The sequence below is a fragment of the Vreelandella alkaliphila genome, assembly GCF_016107625.1.
GTDB lineage: Bacteria > Pseudomonadota > Gammaproteobacteria > Pseudomonadales > Halomonadaceae > Vreelandella > Vreelandella alkaliphila.
Map to the genome: position 1 here is coordinate 105,499 of NZ_JABASV010000007.1, position 19,934 is coordinate 125,432.

The window sequence follows — 19,934 nt, forward strand, 5'->3', positions numbered from 1 at the left end:
AAGATGCTGAAGCAATTACGCGAACTCTACTCGTTATTGACGCAGCAACAGCGGCGCCAATTATTGAGGCTCCAGGTGCTGATTATCGGTATGGCGTTGGCACAAATTGCTGGGGTCATTGCTATTGGGCCGTTTATGGCGGTTGTGGGAGATATGAATAAGCTCCAGGGCGATGGTTGGCTTGCTATGGCGTATAGCGTTACCGGTATGCAAAGCCCCAAGGCTTTCTTAAGTTTATTGGGTGCCATGGTACTCGGCGTTCTGTTGATGGCGGCCTTGCTGTCTATCTATACGTCTTGGCGGCTGGCGCTTTACAGCGCCCGTGTGGGGGCAGAACTGTCAAGTCGCCTCTACCGCTATTACCTGCACCAGCCTTGGTTGTTTCATTCCAATCAAAATACCAGTGCTCTGACCACTAAGGTATCTGCGGAAGTCCAGCGTGTGTCTCTTAAGATCATCAATCCTGTTATGGAGCTTAATGCTAAGTTGATCATGCTATCACTGATGACCTTAGCCATTTTTCTCTATAATCCCTTGGTGGCGATAATTGGTGTAGTGGTCTTTTTTGGGACTTATTTACTGCTTTACCAAACGGTTAGGCGTTTTTTAATCATTAACGGAAGACGAATTTCTAAAGCTCAATCCAAGCGTTTTAAATTGATGAGTGAAGGATTCGGTGGCATTAAGGATCTGCTTTTACTACATCGCCAGGCAAGTTTTACCACACGCTTTGATGATGCCTGCAATTCTATCGCGCGTGGTGAAGGAGTGACGCAGGGGCTAAGTGAAGCCCCACGTTATGCCATTGAACTGGTAGCTTTTGGTTCGGTTATTGTGTTGGTGCTTTATCTGCTTAACCTTTATGAGGGTAATCTTGGGGCAATTTTGCCAGCACTCTCTATTTATGCGCTGGCAGGCTTTAAAATGCTGCCTGGTTTTCAAAAGATATACACCTCACTTACAAAAATTCGCGGCAACTTAGCCGCTTATAACGCCATTCGCGATGACTTGATCGCCAGCCGTGATGAGACGAAAAACGGCGATATCGCCATTAATGAAACTCAGTCAGCAGCTTCAATAACGCCTTGGGTACCTCAGCAAGAGATAAAAATCCAGGATGTGGTCTTCGACTATCCAGGAACGCGGGCCTTGGCGCTTGATCGGCTCACGCTAACGATCCCCGTCAACCAGATGGTGGGGCTAGTGGGAACCTCTGGTAGTGGCAAGAGCACGGCGGTGGATTTATTACTCGGCTTGATTGAGCCCCAGCAAGGTCAAGTACTGATTGATGGTGTTCCCTTAACGCATGAGAATTTACGCCAATGGCAGGCGGGGGTGGGGTTTGTGCCTCAGCAGATATTTTTGTCCGATGCCAGCATCCTCGAAAACGTCGCCTTTGCTATCGAGCGCAAGGATATTGATGTTGAGAGGGTTAAGGAATCGCTGCGTATGGCGCAATTGGATGATCTGCTTGATAGATTCCCGGAGGGGCTTGAAACACGCATAGGCGAGCGCGGTGTTCAGATATCTGGTGGGCAGCGCCAACGCCTGGGAATCGCTCGCGCCCTTTATCAGCAAGCTAGAGTGCTGGTGTTTGACGAGGCGACGAGTGCGTTGGATGGCATTACCGAGCGCCGTGTAATGGAAGACATCCAGCGATTTTCCGGCCAGATGACCGTCATCATGATTGCCCATCGTCTAGCGACTGTTAAGGGATGCGACATCATTTATATGCTTGAGAATGGGCAGGTAATTGATGCTGGCACTTACGACGACTTGGCCAGCCGTAACCATACTTTCCAGATGATGGCGAATCTCTAGCCAGGCGTCTCTTCCAAGATAGACAAAAGGGTATCGCCATGAACTTAATCGGCGCACTACTACTGTTTTTGGGTCTTTCATTAAGTAGTCTTTATTTGTTCCCTAGTGGTGGACCGCAGCTGACTGATTTTGTCTTGATAGGTTTTGTGGGTGTGATGCTGTTGATGTCACTAGGTGATAAACACCTGAAAGTTTCACCCTTCGCCATATGCTGGGGAATGATGGTGCTGTGGGTGTTGATGGTTTGCCTTAGCTGGACGCTGATTTTGGGAACGACCAGCTTTTTCAGACCTGCTCAGTTTTTCCTGTTTAATTTCCTGGTGGGCATGGCGTTATTACGTTTTCTTAGCGTATATGGCGAACGCGCTACAGGGCTTATCCGTAACGGTGTAGCAATCGCGCTATTGATCGCGGGTAGTCAGGTGTTGTTGCAGTTAGCTATGGGAGTTAATCGCACAACGGGAAGTTTCAATAACCCTAACCAGCTCGCTTATTTTTCATTATGTGGCGTGGTGGTGTTATTGATGCTTGATGATTTTCATCCGCGGATGAGGCTCTTGGGATTGGCTGGGCTAGCTTCCGGCGTGTTGGGGATTCTAGCAGCGTCATCGCTAGCAGCAATGGGGGGAGGTGTCTTGGTCCTGATTGGATGGGCCATGGCCAATGCCCGCCAAATTAAGCATTTTGCGCGCTTGCTACTGTTACTTCCCTTGCTACTGTTGGGTGTTTTGTTCGCCAATATCAGCTCGGATGGACAAGTGTTGCGCAACTTAGAGGCGCGCTTGGACAGAGCGCCAAGTAAAGTAGACAGCGTCTATGAAGAACGCAAATTTGACCGACTAACGAACTTCCCTGAATACGCCATTTTAGGTGCGGGGGAGGCTGAACGTCAGCGTTTTGCTCCCTACGGTGGGCTTGAAATTCACTCCTCTTTCGTCAACATGTTATTTGCCTACGGGCTGCCAGGCCTAGGGCTTTTCCTATTGACGATCGTTATCGCGCTACGACGAGCGCCGCTGTATGTCTGGGCGGGTGTGGCCGGACCGTTGATCTATTCGACTACCCATAATGGCCTTCGCGCGACGCTATTTTGGTTGGTGCTAGTGTTGTGTTGGCACCTTTACCGACAAGGGGCATTAGCCGCTTCGCATCATCGGCTGATGCCTGACGTGCACTGAAATAACACCATTGCCACTCATGTGGCCAGATAACTCGCACGTAACGCCAGCAAAGAATAATAACGGGGGAATCATGGATAGCTTAATGAAATCGTTGTCGGTGACACCCCGATGGATAAAACGCAGAGTACTTGTCTTGCTGGATGGTGTGATTGTAGCGGGTAGTTTACAGCTGGCAACGGTGATTCACTTAGAAAATTTGCAGCCACTAAGAGATGGCTCTCTGTGGATGACGATTGGCCTGTTAGTGCCAACAAGTCTGTTGCTTTTCCATTGGCTCGGGCTATATCGAATAGTGATTCGTTATATGAGCCATGTCACTGTGCCGACCGTCGCTATGGTCGTCGTGACGTCAGCGCTATTAGTGGTACCAGTCAGTTATATGGTTGAACACTCTGTCGGGCTATCCGTCATCGTCATTTATACGCTCCTCCTATTATTAGGTATTGGTAGCCTGCGTTTTTTTATCCGTGAACTGTATCGCTATAGCCAGCGTCGTCAACGCAAGCCAGTAGTGATCTATGGGGCAGGAGCCGCTGGCTGCGAATTGGTCGATGCGCTTCGCCATGGTGGTGAGTATGAGCCGGTGGCTTTCGTAGATGACTGGCGTGGGCTAGAAGGTGCCATGGTCGAAGGGCTGAGGGTACACCAACCGGTTGCGTTAGCCGCCTTGGTGCAAGAGTATCAGGCTGCCATGGTTCTGCTGGCAATTCCTAGCGCTCCGCGTTGGCGACGCCGTGAGATATTACACTGGCTTTCGGGCCTGTCTGTTCCTCTAAAAACAATTCCTGGTAGCGCCGACGTGATTGCTGGGAGAGCAAAAATTAGCGAGCTTCATGACGTGGCGCTAGAAGATCTGTTGGGTAGAGAGGCCGTGCCTGCCTTCCCTGAGTTGCTGCAGGCCAATATTCGCGATAAGGCGGTTATGGTCACCGGCGCTGGGGGGTCAATTGGTAGTGAGCTATGCCGTCAGATCCTTGCTCAGAATCCCATACGCCTGTTACTGGTCGACAACTGCGAATTTGCCCTATACGCCATTGAGCAGGAGTTAAGACAGGTAGTTGAAACGACCCATTCACGCTGTGAACTAAAACCACTGCTTATTTCGGTTCAGCATGCGGGTAGCCTCAAAGCAGTATTTGAGAGCTTTCAGGTGCATACCGTTTACCATGCAGCCGCTTACAAGCATGTGCCGATGGTTGAGTTTAATCTTGTCCAAGGGGTCAGTAACAACGTCTTTGGCACCTTAAACCTAGCTCAGGCGGCAATGACAGCCGGTGTCGAAACCTTCGTGGTTATTTCCACCGATAAGGCAGTTCGCCCCACCAATGCGATGGGGGCTTCCAAGCGATTGACCGAACTTATTTGCCAAGCTTTTGCTCATGCGCAGTCAAATACACGTTTTTGCATGGTGCGTTTTGGAAATGTGTTGGGATCAAGTGGCTCTGTTGTGCCGTTGTTTCGCAAACAGATTGAGCAGGGCGGCCCTATCAAAGTTACCCACCCGGAAATCACCCGTTATTTCATGACAATTCCCGAAGCCGCTCAGCTGGTTATCCAGGCTGGCGCGATGGGCGAAGGTGGTGAGGTATTTGTTCTCGACATGGGTGAACCGGTTCGTATTCTGGATTTGGCAATGAATATGGTTAGGCTTTCAGGGCTTGAAGTGAGAGATGCCGAACACCCTGAAGGTGATATTGAGATTGTTTATTCCGGTTTGCGCCCAGGAGAAAAGTTATACGAAGAGCTGTTAATCGGCGATGACGTCAGGCGGACTCGTCACGATCGGATAATGACTTCAAAAGAGCGCTTCTGGGAATGGCCAAGGCTTGAAACCTTTTTAAAAGAATTGGAACAGGCTTTTATCGAGACCGACCATTTGCGTATCCGTCAACTTTTACAGTCGGCCCCATTAGATTATCACCCCTTAGGCGACATAGCGGACCTAGTCTGGGCAGCGCGTCAGGCTTCGCCCCTTGAGCCACAGGGCCAACGCTTAACTACGAATCCATTCTTAACGTCTATGAACCGACTCGATCCAGTTCTTAACCAAGCACTTAATCCCGCCACCAAGGAAAGCTAAAATGCTGATCGACTCATTGTCTATCAAAGTGTGGATGCTCCGAAAGGCCGAGCGTGCGGGGTTACACATCCAGTCGATGAAGCATTTTCAGCCAGTGGATGCTCGTAGGCATATGAGCAATCCTCTTGAGTTAAATTATCTTTATCCTGGCAGAGAGCTGCTCCTTGACGCGCCTATGGAGTGGGGGTTTGGCTTGTTCAATCTCAGTGGTCATCGGCGCTTTCTAAATGATGTGATGCAGGAAGCATTTGATAATCCTGGCAGGGAGCGCGATTTGCTCCGTGAAGCGCTCCGTGTTTTCTATGCTGACTGGCAGCCAGCCAATGCTGCCGAATTTCTGGGAGTTTCTTCTGGTCAAGTGGGTGAGCTAGTCGATGTACCTCCGTGGCAGGCTTGCTCGCCATGGGATTCCCACAATGCAGTAGAAAAGAGTGTCAAACGCCAGCGAACTGAATTACGTGAAAATACCCGAATATTAGGCAAACGCCTGGACATTAATGCGGGTTGGAAGTTCTGTGGACCCGTCAGCGAAGATAAGCTTGAAGTTGAGGTTGAGCGTTTGGCTCGGGTACTTGAATCGATTCGCCGTCAGGGGATCTGTCGCCATGACGGCACTGATGGAGATATCCGGGCGAACGTTTTGACGCACTCAGATGGGCGCTGGCGCTGGGTTGTACATGGTGGTCAGCATCGCTACGCGGTGATCAGTGCGTTAGGAGCGCTGCGGGCTACTATTCGGGTGGAGCGTTTTATTCGGCGTGAAGACGTTGCCCTTTGGCCTACAGTGACCTCAGGTTTATTTAGCCAAGAAGCAGCCCTCAAAATATTCGATAACTACTTTGCCGATTAATATATAAAATTATTTTTTTAATAAAACCACTCTGTCTAAGGCGTTTTTGTCTCTTCCTAAATTTTTTTTAATTTCTCTCTTTAGTGATTTTTTTCATTTTAAATTATTTTTTAATTATTTTTATAAGAGGCCTTATAAACCCTCTTGTTAGCTTTTTACGACACTCCCTTTAGTTCTAAAGGAGAAAGGCTACGATGAATAAACAACATAATATTGAGGAAAATGAGTGGTTAACTGGCGTTGCCGTTTTTCTAATTAGGGAGCGTGGGCTTGCATATTTAGATGTCTTACGTAGCCTGCTTGATCGCTACGGTTTCAATATTTTGAGCGAACTAGCCATTCATGAAGATCAACGGCAAACGTTGGCAAAGTGGATTGATAGTAGTGAACAGGAGCCTGTGGATTGGCCTGGTAATGGCGGTCTGCCAGCTTATTTTTTGGTGGTGCACGATGTGCATCCTGTGATGGAGCAACCTTCTTCAACGAAGACACCAGGACGAACCGATAATGTACGGCTGCTTACTGTAGAAACAGTGCTAACTCAAAAGGTCAACGATGGGCGCAGTGGTCAAGAACACGTTAGTCCACTGTATTTGTCTTGCAGCACCACTCAGGTACTTGAATACCTAAAGAAAATAGTTCCACAGCAGATCGGTAAAATACGTGCGACAGCTCAGCGCTATAACATGGAGTTTCGCACCCCTTATCCAGTGCTAGCCGACGTGAGTAAGCAGGTATGTCGAGCCAAAGTAGAGCTGGTGGATTTTCACGGCACGGAAGCAATTTGCAAAACCTTTCGCCCGGGGCGCGAGCGGTATTTAGAGCGTGAAGTAAAAGCCCGTGAGCTAGGCGCTTCATTACCTGAAGTATCGCGATTGCTAGAGGTGGGGCCTCATTACCTGGTGTTTGAGCGCTATTCCAATCGTATGGAGCGTATCCTTTCTCCCCGTGCACCGTTCTCACCACATGGGTTACTACCTCTCTGGACAATTGAGCGTGTCAGAGCGGTTATCTTGCATTATCGACGTCTTGGCTACGAATGCATTGACCTTAATCCGCAAGACCTAATTTATGACCCTTGCCAAGGCCTTAAAATTATCGATTTCGAATTTCTTCAGCCTGGCACCGACGAGATAGAAAGTCTGAAGGGCAATTATGCTTGGTATGACGTGCCATCACGTTTCAAGGGGGATTTGCCGATTTCGGCTCATCAAGGCTCCTATCATGAGCGCTGGTTCCCCTATACAGGGCTACCCCGAACCCTATGTTTGAACAAGCTTCCGAGACCGGTACTTACCATGGTGCGCTCGGCGGCACTAGTGCCTTTAACGTTAGACGGTTTAAGGCGAGTGAGTTGGCAACATATTCAGCGCCTTGTGCGTAACTGATCTATCTCCCTTCCTTCCTCTTGCTCACGGTTGTCTCGTCATGGAGTCACTGTATGAAGATTCTAGTAACCGGCCATGCTGGATTCATTGGCTTTCACACTGCTAAACGTCTGCTAGAGCGGGGGGATAGTATTGTCGGGTTTGATAACGTTAATGACTATTACGACCCTGCTATAAAAGAAGCGCGTCTCAAAATACTTGAACAGACGGCAGCTGAGACAGGAAATAACTACCTCTCAATTCGTGCCAACTTAGCTAATCAGCAAGCGGTGGCAACGTGCTTTGAAGAGCACTGCTTTGATCGCGTCATTCATCTTGCTGCCCAAGCTGGCGTGCGCTACTCACTGGAAAATCCGCTTAGTTATGTGGAAAGTAACTTAATTGGCTTTACCAATATATTAGAAGCGTGTCGCTACGCTAAGGTTGCGCACCTGACTTACGCCAGCACCAGCAGCGTATACGGTGCCAATACGCTAATGCCATTTTCCGAGCACAAGGGCGCCAATCATCCGTTGCAATTTTATGCGGCCACCAAGAAAGCTAACGAAATGATGGCTCATAGCTATAGTCATCTGTTTGGACTGCCGACGACTGGCCTAAGGTTTTTTACTGTCTATGGGCCATGGGGTCGCCCAGACATGGCACTTTTTAAATTTACCAAGCACATTCTGGCTGATGAGCCTATTCAGGTTTTTAATTATGGCCACCATACACGCGACTTTACTTATGTAGATGACATTGTAGAAGGCATTATTCGCGCCAGTGACGACATCGCAACCCCGGCTCAAGAGTGGAATAGCGATAGCCCCGATCCTGCTACCAGTAATGCACCGTATCGCCTCTTTAACATAGGTAATAATGATCCGGTAACAATCAGTGTTTATATCGAAGCCATTGAAAAGGCGCTAGGTAAAAAAGCCATCAAAGAAATGCTGCCTCTACAGCCGGGAGATGCGCTAGATACGTATGCCGACTCAGGTGAATTAGAAAGAAGGGTGGGATATAAACCCTCTACACCAATCTTTAAGGGCATTGAAAACTTCATTGCTTGGTATCGCGACTATTACTCATTAAAAAAATATTCACCTACTGACTCCTCTGATGCTGCAAGCGAAGTGTCTGGCTTAATTAAGTAATATGAACTCCTTACTTCTCCCTTAGCACACCCAACCCTAGCAGGAACTCCAATGAACGTTACAGTTTTCGGAACGGGTTATGTTGGCCTGGTTCAAGGTGCAATTTTGTCTGAAGTTGGTCATCACGTTGTTTGCGTAGATGTGGATGCCCATAAGGTTGAACAGCTTAAGATGGGTATCACGCCTATCTATGAACCTGGATTGGAGTCGATAGTAAAAGAGAACCACGCTGCTGGAAGGCTCGATTTTACTACCGATGCGGTTGCCGCGATTAAACATGGTCAGGTTCAATTTGTCGCCGTGGGAACTCCTCCGGATGAAGATGGAAGTGCGGATCTATCCTATGTACTCAACGTGGCGATGACTATCGCTGAACACATGGAGCGCGACCAAGTTATCGTTAACAAATCCACTGTACCAGTAGGCAGTGCCGACAAAGTTCGTGTCGTGATGGAAGAAGTATTGAAAAGGCGTGGTCGAAGCGACATCAGCTTTGAAGTGGTGTCTAATCCTGAGTTTCTAAAGGAAGGTAGTGCCGTCGTAGACTGCCAAAAGCCAGATCGAATTATTATTGGTACCAGTTGCGATGCAACAATAGAGGTCATGCGAGAATTATATGCGCCTTTTAATCGCAATCACGACAAAGTTATCGTGATGGATGTAAAAAGCGCTGAGTTAACAAAGTATGCTGCTAACTGCATGTTAGCAACCAAGATTAGTTTTATGAACGAAATGGCAAACTTAGCCGAGCTACTGGGAGCCGATATTGAAGCCGTGCGTAAGGGAATCGGCTCGGATCCACGCATTGGCTACCACTTTATTTACCCTGGTGTAGGCTACGGGGGTTCCTGCTTTCCCAAAGACCTACAGGCGCTTATTCACACTGCAAATAGTATCGACTTTGACGCCAAACTGCTCAAAGCGGTGGAATTCCGTAATAAAGAGCAAAAAACCACACTTTTCCAGAAAATAAATCAGCACTTCAATGCACAGTTAAAGGGTAAAACCTTTGCTATTTGGGGTCTTTCCTTCAAGCCCAATACGGACGATATGCGTGATGCGCCCAGCCGAGTGCTTATGGAGGCTCTATGGGCGGAAGGTGCAAAGGTACAGGCCTATGACCCGGAAGCTATGGAAGAAGCTCAGCGAATCTATGGCAGTCGTGAGCATTTAACCCTTTGTGGAACCAAAGAAGCCGCGTTAAAAAATAGTGATGCGTTAATTATCGTTACCGAGTGGCAAAATTTCCGAGCGCCTGATTTTGAGCTTATTAAGGCTCAGTTATCGGAACCGACTATCTTTGATGGTCGAAATCTTTATGAGCCACACAGAATGGAAGCTAAAGGGTTTAACTACTACTCGGTAGGTAGAGCCAACCCAACGCTGTCAATAACATCCCAAGCTGAACGCCATCTGGTAACTGCCAGTAATTAAAGACGATATCTAATATGGTTGTTTTTTTGGGTATTTAATTGTTGTAGCTGGCTTTGTATTGTGTTTTTAATGGTAGGTGGCTCATGTTAAAGCGCCAGATTGATATTGCTATTTCAGTAATAGGGTTAGTATTGCTATCCCCTTTGCTAGTTGTTATAGCACTGCTTGTTCGCTATAAACTAGGCACGCCAGTTCTCTTTCGTCAATATCGTCCAGGGCTAAACGGTAAGCCATTTGAAATCATCAAGTTTCGCTCTATGCGAGATGCCTATGATGAGCAAGGCCGAAAATTATCAGAAAAAGAGCGGCTGACTCCTTTTGGTCGACGTTTGCGTGCTACCAGTCTGGATGAGCTACCCGAATTATGGAATGTACTGAAAGGAGATATGAGCTTGGTCGGCCCCAGGCCTTTATTAATGGAATATTTGCCTTATTACAGCGCCCACCAATTTCGTCGGCATGAAGCCCGCCCCGGTGTGACAGGTTGGGCACAAGTAAATGGTCGTAATGGTATCTCATGGGAAAAAAAGTTTGATTACGATATTTGGTATATAGATAACCAGACACTGCTTTTGGATATAAAAATACTACTATTAACAGTGAAAAAAGTTTTTTTCCGCGAAGGTATCAGTTACTCGGGTGATGTAGCGATGCCAAACTTTAAAGAATCAAAACTGAAAAACGACAAAGGTGGACAAAATGGCTAAAAAAATTAATATCCTTGTCACTGGCGTCGGTGGGCCAACGCCACGCAGCTTTGTCAGGTCTATCCTTGATTCTGGAACTGATAGTTATTGTTTTATTGGTGCTGATGCTAACCCGTTAGCGATTGGTCTTTATGATAAGTCTTCATATGAGCGTACCTATTTAGTACCAAGGGCTGATGATGAACGTTACTGGTTAGAAATATCAAAAATAATTGATCATCATCAGATTCAATTTGCGGTTGTATTGCCTGAAGTTGAAGTAGTGGCATGGTCGAAGCGGAAAGACCTTGAAGGCTTGCCTTGTAAAACATTTATTTCTTCAAGCCAGCCTACCGAAGCGATAATAGATAAGAAAAAGCTGCATGAAATACTGATGGATAAGCCTTATATACCCCGTTACTGTACTTTTTTAAACGGCTTTAAAAGCCGTGATTTGACGCTTGATTATCCTTTTTGGGTACGCGGTACTATTGGTTCAAGCGGGCTAGGTTCTTTAAAAATTACAAGTGAAGAAGAACTTGATGAATGGATGCAAATAAACCCTCTCATTGAGGAATTCATCGCATCTGAGTTTTTGCCGGGAAGAAATCTTGCGTGTAAGGTTATTTATATGGACGGCAAGATTATACGCTCCGCTTGTGCCGAGAGAGTAACGTATATCATGTCTAAGGTTGCACCTTCTGGAATAACTGGCAACACTGCGTTTGGTCGTATGATTAATGATACTCAGCTTGTGAATATTGCTGATGATGCGATTAGTTCATTTTTTAATCACTATCAATCGAAAGCGAATGGCATATTCACAGTAGATTTAAAAGAGGATGCGCAGGGGAATCCAATGATAACCGAAATAAATGTAAGGTTTGTTGCTTTTATTTCCTCTTTGGCTCAAGCAGGCGCTAATCTCCCTCTAGACTATCTTGAGATGAATCTTAATCCAGACAACTTTTCACACGTATACAAACATTATGAGTTTCCAAAAGGCACAATATTTTTAAGAGATGTGGATGAAAAGCCAGTTGTCATGAATGAAAAAGATCTATTAGATATGGATCCCCGCCATGCTTAACGGACCATTTTCTCCTTGGCCTTCCTTTACTCTGGAAGAGGCCCAGGCTGTTCAGGACGTACTGCTTTCCAACAGAGTGAACTATTGGACAGGCAAGGAGTGCGTTGAATTCGAAAAGGAGTTTGCTCAATTTGCCGAGACTAAGCATGCCATAGCGTTAGCAAATGGGACTAACGCGCTAGACTTAGCTCTAAAAGGGCTGGGTATTGGCGAAAAAGAGCATGAAGAGGTAATTGTTACCTCTCGAACGTTCGTGGCTTCTGCATCATGCATTGCGAATGTCGGGGCTGTGCCAATCTTTGCTGATGTTGATCGCGACTCTCAAAATATCACTGCCACCACGGTCGCTGAAAAAATTACCCCGCGTACTCGCGCTATTGTTGCCGTGCATCTAGCAGGATGGCCCTGCGAAATGCAGGAGCTCATGGCGTTGGCAGAGGAATACGGGCTTTATGTCATCGAAGATTGCGCTCAGGCTCATGGCGCTCGTTATCAAGGCCGAAGCGTCGGAGGAATAGGCCATGTGGGGTGTTGGTCGTTCTGCCAGGACAAAATTATGACCACTGGTGGTGAAGGGGGAATGGTCACTACCAATGACTCCGCGCTTTGGAAACGAATGTGGGCTTATAAAGATCATGGCAAGAGCTGGGACGCTGTCTATGTGCAAGAACATCCACCGGGTTTCCGCTGGTTGCATGATACGTTTGGCACCAATTGGCGCATGACTGAAATGCAGGCCGTCATTGGTCGTATTCAACTTAAACGGATGCCTGAGTGGAGTGCGATTCGCCAGATGAATGCTCAACATATCTGGCAAGCTGCGTTGGATTGCAAAGGGTTGCGTGTTCCTGATTTTTGTTTAGATATGGCCTCTGGATCACTAACACAAGATACCAAGCATGCCGCTTATAAATGCTATGTATTCATTGATCCGCGTCAGCTACGGGATGGCTGGGATCGCGATCGTATCCTGAGTGATATCAACCTAAGAGGAGTACCCTGTTTTCCAGGCAGTTGCTCTGAAGTATATCTCGAAAAGGCCTTTTTAAACGCTGGCTGGCATCCACAAAGCAATTTGCCAGTTGCACAAGAGCTTGGTCAAACCAGTCTGATGTTTTTGTGCCATCCGACACTCTCCCAAGAAGAAATTGATAAGACATGTCAAGTGCTCAAAGAGGTCATGGCGCTAGCTGTTTAATCATTTTTTCAAGCCTTCCAGAATTTAAAAGATCATCTGTATTTAAAAGATCAGCTGTCTTTAAAGCTACCTGCATTTAAAGCTCACTATTTAAAATAGCTAATGTCGGCAAACGAGCACTCAACCTGTGTGGCTTGGTGTTTCGTTAAGGAGTTTTTATGAAGCCTAAGGTTGCTACATCGAATAAGCGTTTTTTGCTGATATCGGGCACAAGCTATTCGTTGGTCAATTTTCGAGGGCCACTGGTGCAAGCCTTGATCAAAGCTGGATTAGACGTCCATGTGGCTGCTCCAGGGCTTCTTGAAGACATGACTACTCGCCAGCAACTTGAAGCTTGGGGGGCTGTTGCTCACGACTTTCCGATGCAGAGAAATGGACTAAACCCGTGGCGCGATGCTTTAACGCTGCACGCACTTTATTGTCTTATGTGCAGGATTCGCCCAGAAATGGTGCTTAGCTACACGATCAAGCCAGTTGTTTACGGACTACTAGCAGCCTGGCTGGCTAGAGTTCCTCGCCGCTATGCATTAGTTACCGGGCTAGGTTACGCATTTGCTAGTCAGGCCAGCGGCAAGCGTGCTCTGGTCTATCAAGTCGTGCGTAGGTTATATGCCGCGGCACTCAATAGAGCAGACAAGGTGTTTTTCCAGAATCCTGATGATAACGCTTTGTTTCGTGAGCTGGGGATACTGCGTGAGAAGGTGCCTTCGCAGGTTCTCAATGGATCAGGGGTAGACATGAACCATTTTACGGTAGCTCCTATACCCGCAGGCCCACCGCGCTTCTTACTGATTGCTCGCCTGTTGGGCGATAAAGGCGTGCGTCAATATGCTGATGCTGCACGCCGAATCAAACAGCGGCATCCCGAGATAGTATTTCAACTGGCCGGTGACATTGATAGTAATCCCGATACGATTACTCGGGAAGAATTGGATATCTGGGTTAAGGAGGGCTCAATTGATCATTTAGGCTGGCTTAATGACGTGCGCCCGGCAATAGCGAATTGCAGTGTTTATGTACTTCCCAGCTATTACCGGGAAGGTACACCCCGTTCAGTGTTGGAAGCTATGGCGATGGGGCGGGCGGTGATCACTACCGATGCGCCTGGATGCCGTGAGACTGTCATTGAGGGTGATAATGGCTACTTGATACCCGTTAGAGATGTCGATGCGCTTGAGGGTGCCATGCAGGCGTTCATTGATAGTCCTGCCCTAGTACAAAGCATGGGCCGACGTTCGTATGAAATTGCTAAAGATAGGTACGATGTTCATAAAGTTAATGCCGTCATGCTTAAATCGATGGAAATAAAAGGTCTGGTATCGAGTGGCCGAGAGCAAGCGCTAGTTAACAATAATGCTATTAATGAAGCCTGAAAATATAAAATTATTTCCTAAGGCTTAATGGTCTGTTGAATAAAACCTATTAATTCTATTCCTAATACAATTATGAGAACCTATTGATATGGCTTTCTTCTCGGTGATCATGCCTGTTTATAATAAGGTGAACACTTTAAGTGATTCCCTGGAGTGTATATATAGGCAAAATTTCAAAGATTTTGAGGTGATTGCCGTAGATGATGGTTCTACAGATGGCTCTCTTGGCATTTTGCAGCAGTATGAGAAGGCCGGTTTATTAAGGCTTTACCAGCGTGATTCTCCCGGTTCAGGAGGATATGCCGCGCGCAACTTAGGGGCAGATAAATCAACCGGTGAGTGGTTGGTTTTTTTTGACGCTGACGACATTATGTTATCAGACCATTTGTCATGTTTTGCCAATGCAATTAGTCAATATTCTGATATTGAGTTATACGTCAATGCTTACCAGAAGATGGAAGGCTGGCGGCGGCTGCCGAGAATAAAAGGACGGGCTAGTGGTCGCCTGAGTCGCTTGGAGGCCTTAGAATTCTTTGCACTTTTCGACTTTATTCACATGAATGGTGCGTGTATTTCGCGTCAGCGTTTTTTATCTATGGGAGGGTTTCCTGCTGGGCTTTATCGCCGAGGTGGCGATGTATATTTCTGGTTGAAAGTGCTCTGCGAATTAAAAACGATTCACTACAACGCCAATGTGACTACTTTATGGCTGCTTGAAAACAGCGATATCACGCGTGATAAACGCAACCTTGTTGGTTTACATCCTGGTGTTGATCTTTTTAAACAGTATGAATCTACATTAAAGCGTAGTGAGCGGCGACAATTGCGTTTGGCAATAAATCGCAAAGTTCTTTCTTGGGCCGTTGAGAAGAAGCTGCTTGGCCAATCAGTGCGCTTGGATTTAGAAGCATTAAGATTGGGAGGGATGAACATGCGTTTATGGCTGCATGCTATCTCATTACTAGTGCCCCAACCTTATTACAATCAGTTACGTCGCCGTATTAAATAATCTTTGCAAGCAAAGGGGGCAGCACTCATGACCAAGACAGTAATTACTTATGGCACCTTTGACATGTTCCATATTGGCCATCTGAATTTGCTAAGACGTTTGGCTGAAATGGGGGATCGTTTGGTAGTGGGAATCTCAACGGATGAGTTTAACACGCTCAAAGGCAAGCGCACGTTGATTCCATTTGAGCACCGTGCTGAGATTGTACGCTCCTTGCGCTATGTCGACCAAGTGATTCCCGAGACCGACTGGGAACAAAAGCTTCAGGATATCCAGCGCTATTCAGTTGACACCTTTGCCATTGGTGATGATTGGAAAGGCCACTTTGACTTTCTTTCACCCCACTGTGAAGTGATATATCTGCCACGTACCGATGGCGTCTCTACGACTCAATTGAAACGTTCACTTAATCCTTTCTATAGCGTTTCACGTGATGAGTTAATGAATGCCTTTGACGTGCTCGATACGTTAAGAAAAGACTTCGGCTAATGTTCCTTTGATTGATGGCGATAGTGCCAAGGAAATCACAATGTCCTCTTACACACTTCGTTTAGCAAAACAGCTGGCATGGTTACCGCTGTGCCTGATCGGCGGATGCTTTCCCCGCAATGATCGTTTATGGATATTTGGTGCTTGGCACGGTCGCCAGTTCGCTGACAACACAAGCTATTTGTATCGCCATGTACGTGATCATGAGCCTAGCTTGAGAGCGGTTTGGCTTGCGCATGATCAAGAGGTTGTTAAGCGAGTTCGCGAAGAGGGCGGAGAAGCCTATCTTGCTTACTCAGTCAAAGGAATCCTGTTGTCGCTGCGTGCGCGGCTTTTTCTTGTCACTCATTCGGCAGAAGATGTTAATCCCCATGCGTCATTTGGGGGACAGCTAATCAATCTGACTCATGGAACCCCTCTTAAGCGCTTGGTTCAGGATGCTCGCTCTTTCCGGCTTGGCGTTTTTACCGGCGTATTTGATCGTTACCTGCGCCGAGTACTACCTGGGCAGCGCAGGCCTCAGCAAGTATTAGTGGCTTCTGACGTCGGCCGAGAGCGAATGATCTCTGCCTTCGGTTTACCAAGCGATCGTGTCACTGCCCTTGGCTATCCTCGCTGGAGTGCTTTCCAAGAAAATGCGTCAACATTATTGCAACAGGCTGGCATCGATATATTGGCGTACGACAAGGTAGTGCTATATGCACCGACCCTTAGAATGCAAGGCAAGGGGGGGCTTGATGTGTCCCAAGGAGAACGCCTAGAAGCATTACTGCCATGGCTTGAAAAGCATCGAGTGCTATTGCTCATCCGCGGGCACACCTCGTTGAAAATGAGCGGTGTACAAGCGTTAATGGAGGGGAATGCGAGTATTCGTGAAGCGCCTGTCAGTATATTTCCAGATGTAAATGCTTTATTTCCGGCAGTGGATGTACTTATCACTGACTACTCGAGTTTGATGTTCGACTATGCTTGTTTGAATCGCCCCATCATTTTGATGGCACCTGACCTGGATGATTATCTCAACCTCGATGTAGGGGTTTATGGAGATTATCTTGCTGACGCGCCAGGTCCGGTAATCGAATCTTGGGAGCATTTACCTGAAGCCTGGGACTCCTTGACTAAAAAGGTCCATCACCAGCGCTTAGCAACTTTTGTAGCTCGACATGCCGCTATGAACGATGGCAGAGAGTGTGAACGCGTCACCTCTCATCTGCGTAACAGCTGTCGCCTCGAAGTAACCAGCCATGCCTGAACGACTGTAAATACAAGATGAGTACGTAGTTTGAATAGAGAATAAAGCTAGCTTCTCAATGATTTTATGGGGATGCGACATGTCATTTTATGAAAAAGGGATAAAGAGCAGGCAGATAGGTGACGATGCCAATGGTGGTGCTCGAGTTGGTTTTCCAAGGGTTTCTGTGATTGTACCGACTTATTATGACTGGTCACGTCTAAAAAAGTGTGTTGTTGCATTAGAGAACCAGTCGCTTGCCCAAGACAATTTTGAAGTCATTATTGTCAATAATGCCTCTGATGATTCTCCGCCAGCAGACTTTTACTTACCCAAAAACTTCACCATGATCAAAGAAGCGAAACCAGGCTCATATGCAGCAAGAAATGCCGCATTAAAGATTTCTCGAGGTGAAATAGTTGCGTTTACTGATTCTGATTGTATCCCAGATCCTTATTGGCTGGAGACAGCTATTAATCGACTCGATAAAGGTGCAGAACGCGTTGCTGGTAAAGTAGAGCTTTTCTTCAAATCTGAAAAACTGACGCTTGTTGAAATTTATGAAAAGGCCTTTGGATTTGATCAAGAACGCTATGCTCAGCGGGGAGGAGCGGTGACTGCTAATATGGTGACTTGGTCAAAAAACTTTGAAATAGTTGGATTTTTTAACGATAACCTTATGTCTGGCGGTGACAATGAATGGGGAGTGCGTGCGAGCGAAAAAGGGATTCCTGTTGAATACGCCCAGGAGGTTATTGTTAACCATCCTGCACGCTCAAATGTAAAGGATATTCTTAAAAAACGAAGGCGAGTGATGGGAGGGCAGTTGCATAAAATGAAAAAGAATTCGAAGAGAAGTTTTATTATAATTTTAGCTAAAGGCTATTTCCCACCAATAAAAGCGCTAAAGTTGTTTTTAGAAAAAGAGTTGACTTTTTCAGAGAGGTTTTTAGCTTATCTGTTGTGTTATTATTTTAAATCTTATTCAGCCACGTACAGGTTGGCGCTACTCCTCGGCCTGGCTAAGCCAGAAAGATCTTAGCGTGAAATTATGTGATTGGTGAGTGGTGATGGGTTAGCGGTAGTCGAGTATTGTTTTTATACATGCCTCGCCGAATATTAAAAAAATATTCGGCGAGGCATTTTTTTTACTTAATATTTTTTAGGGAGCAGCAGACTATCGTCTTAATCAGTAAGTGACTGATAAGCCTAGGGTTACGCATTGAGGTGAATAGTCTTTTGAATTAAGTTGTATTTGTAGATACGGTATTGACAGATATAGTCTTTGCAGACACAAATTTTTTGATTTAGTATTTATGGATAGGAAGGTGCAGGAAAGTTCGAGGTGCTTATGCAAACAGCCAGCAATGTTATTCAGGATAAGGCCGCCGCTGCGGCTGGTCTAAAAGCCGCTGTGCGTATTTTGGATAAATGGCGGGCGACAGGTGAGCAGGGCGAATCGATTCTACGCGTCTCCCACAGCAGCTATGCCCGCGCGCGGCGGGGAGATTTAGCTGAGATCAAGTTAGACAGTGATCAATTGGCACGAATCAGTTATTTGCTCAATATTCATGCGGCACTGCGAATGCTGTTTGAAAACCCTGATAATGTTTACGGGTTCGTCTCTATGGCAAATCACAATCCTTACTTTAACGGGCGTACGCCGCTTGAGGTGATTGGTACTGGAGATTTCGCAGCACTTTATGAAACCTTCAAGCGTATTGATAGTTTGCGAGGTGCTCAGTGGTAGATTCGGCGGGAATAAGCGAAGGTTCGCTGCCCCTTTGTCAATCGAAAGAGGTAGTGGGGTATCGCTTAGTCAACAGTAAATTTCCTCCCATTGGGCTGTTTGACGATGTTGCGAGCCTCGATGAGTTTGAAGCGCTTTATGCCCTGCAGGCGCTGACGAATCCAAGGCTGCGTAACGAGGCTGGTGATTTGGGGCTCATTCCTCACAATCAGATTCCCTTTGGGATCCGAGGATGCTCTTATGCGACAGCGCCTTTTACCCACGTTAATCCGGAGGGTTCTCGCTTTAGCGACGGCAGCTTTGGTGTGCTTTACATTGCGGATGCACAACCAACGGCAATCAGTGAAGTGAGGCACCATCAGGAAATCTATTGGAAAAACGTACCATCGTTACATTTTGAACGGTTTATCTTCCGTGGGCTTAAGTGCCTATTTAATGAAAAAGCCTGTCGTGATGGCTTAGTGCTTCAATCGTCCCATGTCATTTATGATGCCGACGATTATCGAGCAGCGCGCACGTTAGGCAGAGAGCTTCGCAAAGAGCAACGTACCGGTTTGCGTTATCATTCTGTTCGGCAACCAGGTGCCACTTGCTGGGCGTTAATGACGCCGCAGTTCGTCCTGGATATTATCCAGACCACTCATATTGAGATGATCTGGAACGGGCGAATAGCCCAAGTGAATCGCCTCTCAGCGGTACCCATCAAGTGAATTCAGTAGCGTAATTATGTTCGCTGTTGCTCGGTGAAGCGCTGCATGATCGTGAGTGTTTTATCACTAACATGATGCTCCATGCCCTCTGCATCAATACGCGCTGTGCTGTCATCAACTCCAAGGGCACGCAAGAAATGCAACACCACATCGTGGCGTGACCGGGAAATTTCGGCCATTTTTTGCCCTTCTTCGGTCAAGAAGAGCGAGCGATAGGGCTTGCTTGTCACTAGGCCCAGCTCATTCAGGCGGCGAATCATTTTAGAGACGGTAGCTTGGCTAACGGCCATTCGGGTGGCGATATCGGCTGCGCGCGCTTCTCCACGGTGGCGTAATAAGTCGCCGATTAACTCGACATAATCTTCGATCAGTTCCGTTTCGTGGGCATTACGCACCGTCTCATACTGCTGCGCATGCTGTTCCACTGGCGGTAGCGCATCTCCATCTTGGCCGTATGCGGTAGGAGAGTGTTGCTGTTGGTATTCACTCATTGGCAAAATTTATCAAG

General features: G+C 46.9%; 18 protein-coding genes. 17 read left to right on the top strand and 1 reads right to left on the bottom strand.

Annotated elements, in window-relative coordinates; all coding sequences use genetic code 11:
• The first annotated feature begins 3 nt into the window (after window positions 1-3).
• The 17 genes from JFC11_RS12160 (at window position 4) to JFC11_RS12240 (ending at window position 19,426) form a co-directional block, all read left to right on the top strand.
• Window positions 4-1,821, top strand: coding sequence for an ABC transporter ATP-binding protein (locus tag JFC11_RS12160; RefSeq protein WP_038484852.1), 1,818 nt, complete (start codon window positions 4-6; stop codon window positions 1,819-1,821).
• Window positions 1,822-1,859: 38 nt separating this feature from the next.
• Window positions 1,860-2,999: a hypothetical protein gene (locus tag JFC11_RS12165; RefSeq protein ID WP_038484849.1), complete on the top strand. Its 1,140-nt coding sequence runs from the start codon at window positions 1,860-1,862 to the stop codon at window positions 2,997-2,999.
• A gap of 73 nt (window positions 3,000-3,072) precedes the next feature.
• The gene (locus JFC11_RS12170) at window positions 3,073-5,082 is read left to right on the top strand and encodes a polysaccharide biosynthesis protein (RefSeq protein ID WP_198349640.1); all 2,010 of its coding nucleotides are present in this window, start codon (window positions 3,073-3,075) and stop codon (window positions 5,080-5,082) included.
• A gap of 1 nt (window position 5,083) precedes the next feature.
• Window positions 5,084-5,932 (top strand): hypothetical protein, encoded by an 849-nt coding sequence (locus JFC11_RS12175; RefSeq protein ID WP_038484846.1) that lies wholly within the window; start codon window positions 5,084-5,086, stop codon window positions 5,930-5,932.
• A gap of 194 nt (window positions 5,933-6,126) precedes the next feature.
• Entirely contained in the window at window positions 6,127-7,320 is a 1,194-nt protein-coding gene (locus tag JFC11_RS12180) for a hypothetical protein (RefSeq protein WP_038484843.1), read from the top strand.
• A gap of 53 nt (window positions 7,321-7,373) precedes the next feature.
• A complete protein-coding gene (locus JFC11_RS12185; RefSeq protein ID WP_051626484.1) occupies window positions 7,374-8,456 on the top strand; it encodes an NAD-dependent epimerase in 1,083 nt (360 codons plus the stop codon).
• Window positions 8,457-8,507: 51 nt separating this feature from the next.
• On the top strand, window positions 8,508-9,890 hold the full coding sequence (locus JFC11_RS12190) for a UDP-glucose dehydrogenase family protein (protein WP_198349641.1): 1,383 nt from the start codon (window positions 8,508-8,510) through the stop codon (window positions 9,888-9,890).
• Between the two features lie 83 nt (window positions 9,891-9,973).
• Window positions 9,974-10,597, top strand: coding sequence for a sugar transferase (locus JFC11_RS12195; protein ID WP_198349642.1), 624 nt, complete (start codon window positions 9,974-9,976; stop codon window positions 10,595-10,597).
• Window positions 10,590-11,666 carry an ATP-grasp domain-containing protein gene (locus JFC11_RS12200; protein WP_198349643.1) on the top strand — a complete coding sequence of 359 codons (1,077 nt, stop codon included), beginning with the start codon at window positions 10,590-10,592 and terminating at the stop codon, window positions 11,664-11,666. Before JFC11_RS12195 ends, JFC11_RS12200 begins: the two co-directional genes overlap by 8 nt.
• Window positions 11,659-12,864 carry a DegT/DnrJ/EryC1/StrS family aminotransferase gene (locus tag JFC11_RS12205; protein WP_198349644.1) on the top strand — a complete coding sequence of 402 codons (1,206 nt, stop codon included), beginning with the start codon at window positions 11,659-11,661 and terminating at the stop codon, window positions 12,862-12,864. Before JFC11_RS12200 ends, JFC11_RS12205 begins: the two co-directional genes overlap by 8 nt.
• Before the next feature lie 158 nt (window positions 12,865-13,022).
• Complete coding sequence (locus JFC11_RS12210) at window positions 13,023-14,237, top strand: glycosyltransferase family 4 protein (RefSeq protein ID WP_198349645.1); 1,215 nt, start codon at window positions 13,023-13,025, stop codon at window positions 14,235-14,237.
• 88 nt (window positions 14,238-14,325) lie between these two features.
• Window positions 14,326-15,246: a glycosyltransferase family A protein gene (locus JFC11_RS12215; protein ID WP_051626481.1), complete on the top strand. Its 921-nt coding sequence runs from the start codon at window positions 14,326-14,328 to the stop codon at window positions 15,244-15,246.
• A 27-nt stretch (window positions 15,247-15,273) separates the two neighbouring features.
• Window positions 15,274-15,735 carry a glycerol-3-phosphate cytidylyltransferase gene (gene tagD / locus JFC11_RS12220; protein ID WP_089038491.1) on the top strand — a complete coding sequence of 154 codons (462 nt, stop codon included), beginning with the start codon at window positions 15,274-15,276 and terminating at the stop codon, window positions 15,733-15,735.
• A 40-nt stretch (window positions 15,736-15,775) separates the two neighbouring features.
• Window positions 15,776-16,987, top strand: a complete 1,212-nt coding sequence (locus tag JFC11_RS12225; protein ID WP_198349646.1) for a CDP-glycerol glycerophosphotransferase family protein — start codon at window positions 15,776-15,778, stop codon at window positions 16,985-16,987.
• A 79-nt stretch (window positions 16,988-17,066) separates the two neighbouring features.
• Window positions 17,067-18,008 (top strand): glycosyltransferase family 2 protein, encoded by a 942-nt coding sequence (locus JFC11_RS12230; protein WP_051626480.1) that lies wholly within the window; start codon window positions 17,067-17,069, stop codon window positions 18,006-18,008.
• Window positions 18,009-18,317: 309 nt separating this feature from the next.
• The gene (locus JFC11_RS12235; RefSeq protein WP_095603026.1) at window positions 18,318-18,716 is read left to right on the top strand and encodes an antitoxin Xre-like helix-turn-helix domain-containing protein; all 399 of its coding nucleotides are present in this window, start codon (window positions 18,318-18,320) and stop codon (window positions 18,714-18,716) included.
• Window positions 18,710-19,426, top strand: a complete 717-nt coding sequence (locus JFC11_RS12240; RefSeq protein WP_084183730.1) for an RES family NAD+ phosphorylase — start codon at window positions 18,710-18,712, stop codon at window positions 19,424-19,426. The genes JFC11_RS12235 and JFC11_RS12240 overlap by 7 nt, the downstream gene beginning before the upstream one ends.
• Window positions 19,427-19,440: 14 nt before the next feature.
• On the opposite strand, the gene mntR is transcribed toward JFC11_RS12240, so the two are convergent.
• Complete coding sequence (mntR, locus tag JFC11_RS12245; protein WP_038484825.1) at window positions 19,441-19,917, bottom strand: manganese-binding transcriptional regulator MntR; 477 nt, start codon at window positions 19,915-19,917, stop codon at window positions 19,441-19,443.
• Window positions 19,918-19,934: the final 17 nt, after the last annotated feature.

Excerpts from the sequence above, each read along its gene's own strand:
- JFC11_RS12160 (WP_038484852.1), top strand. The coding sequence starts at position 4 with ATGCTGAAGCAATTACGCGAACTCTACTCGTTATTGACGCAGCAACAG.
- JFC11_RS12165 (WP_038484849.1), top strand. The coding sequence starts at position 1,860 with ATGAACTTAATCGGCGCACTACTACTGTTTTTGGGTCTTTCATTAAGT.
- JFC11_RS12170 (WP_198349640.1), top strand. The coding sequence starts at position 3,073 with ATGGATAGCTTAATGAAATCGTTGTCGGTGACACCCCGATGGATAAAA.
- JFC11_RS12175 (WP_038484846.1), top strand. The coding sequence starts at position 5,084 with ATGCTGATCGACTCATTGTCTATCAAAGTGTGGATGCTCCGAAAGGCC.
- JFC11_RS12180 (WP_038484843.1), top strand. The coding sequence starts at position 6,127 with ATGAATAAACAACATAATATTGAGGAAAATGAGTGGTTAACTGGCGTT.
- JFC11_RS12185 (WP_051626484.1), top strand. The coding sequence starts at position 7,374 with ATGAAGATTCTAGTAACCGGCCATGCTGGATTCATTGGCTTTCACACT.
- JFC11_RS12190 (WP_198349641.1), top strand. The coding sequence starts at position 8,508 with ATGAACGTTACAGTTTTCGGAACGGGTTATGTTGGCCTGGTTCAAGGT.
- JFC11_RS12195 (WP_198349642.1), top strand. The coding sequence starts at position 9,974 with ATGTTAAAGCGCCAGATTGATATTGCTATTTCAGTAATAGGGTTAGTA.
- JFC11_RS12200 (WP_198349643.1), top strand. The coding sequence starts at position 10,590 with ATGGCTAAAAAAATTAATATCCTTGTCACTGGCGTCGGTGGGCCAACG.
- JFC11_RS12205 (WP_198349644.1), top strand. The coding sequence starts at position 11,659 with ATGCTTAACGGACCATTTTCTCCTTGGCCTTCCTTTACTCTGGAAGAG.
- JFC11_RS12210 (WP_198349645.1), top strand. The coding sequence starts at position 13,023 with ATGAAGCCTAAGGTTGCTACATCGAATAAGCGTTTTTTGCTGATATCG.
- JFC11_RS12215 (WP_051626481.1), top strand. The coding sequence starts at position 14,326 with ATGGCTTTCTTCTCGGTGATCATGCCTGTTTATAATAAGGTGAACACT.
- tagD (WP_089038491.1), top strand. The coding sequence starts at position 15,274 with ATGACCAAGACAGTAATTACTTATGGCACCTTTGACATGTTCCATATT.
- JFC11_RS12225 (WP_198349646.1), top strand. The coding sequence starts at position 15,776 with ATGTCCTCTTACACACTTCGTTTAGCAAAACAGCTGGCATGGTTACCG.
- JFC11_RS12230 (WP_051626480.1), top strand. The coding sequence starts at position 17,067 with ATGTCATTTTATGAAAAAGGGATAAAGAGCAGGCAGATAGGTGACGAT.
- JFC11_RS12235 (WP_095603026.1), top strand. The coding sequence starts at position 18,318 with ATGCAAACAGCCAGCAATGTTATTCAGGATAAGGCCGCCGCTGCGGCT.
- mntR (WP_038484825.1), bottom strand. The coding sequence starts at position 19,917 with ATGAGTGAATACCAACAGCAACACTCTCCTACCGCATACGGCCAAGAT.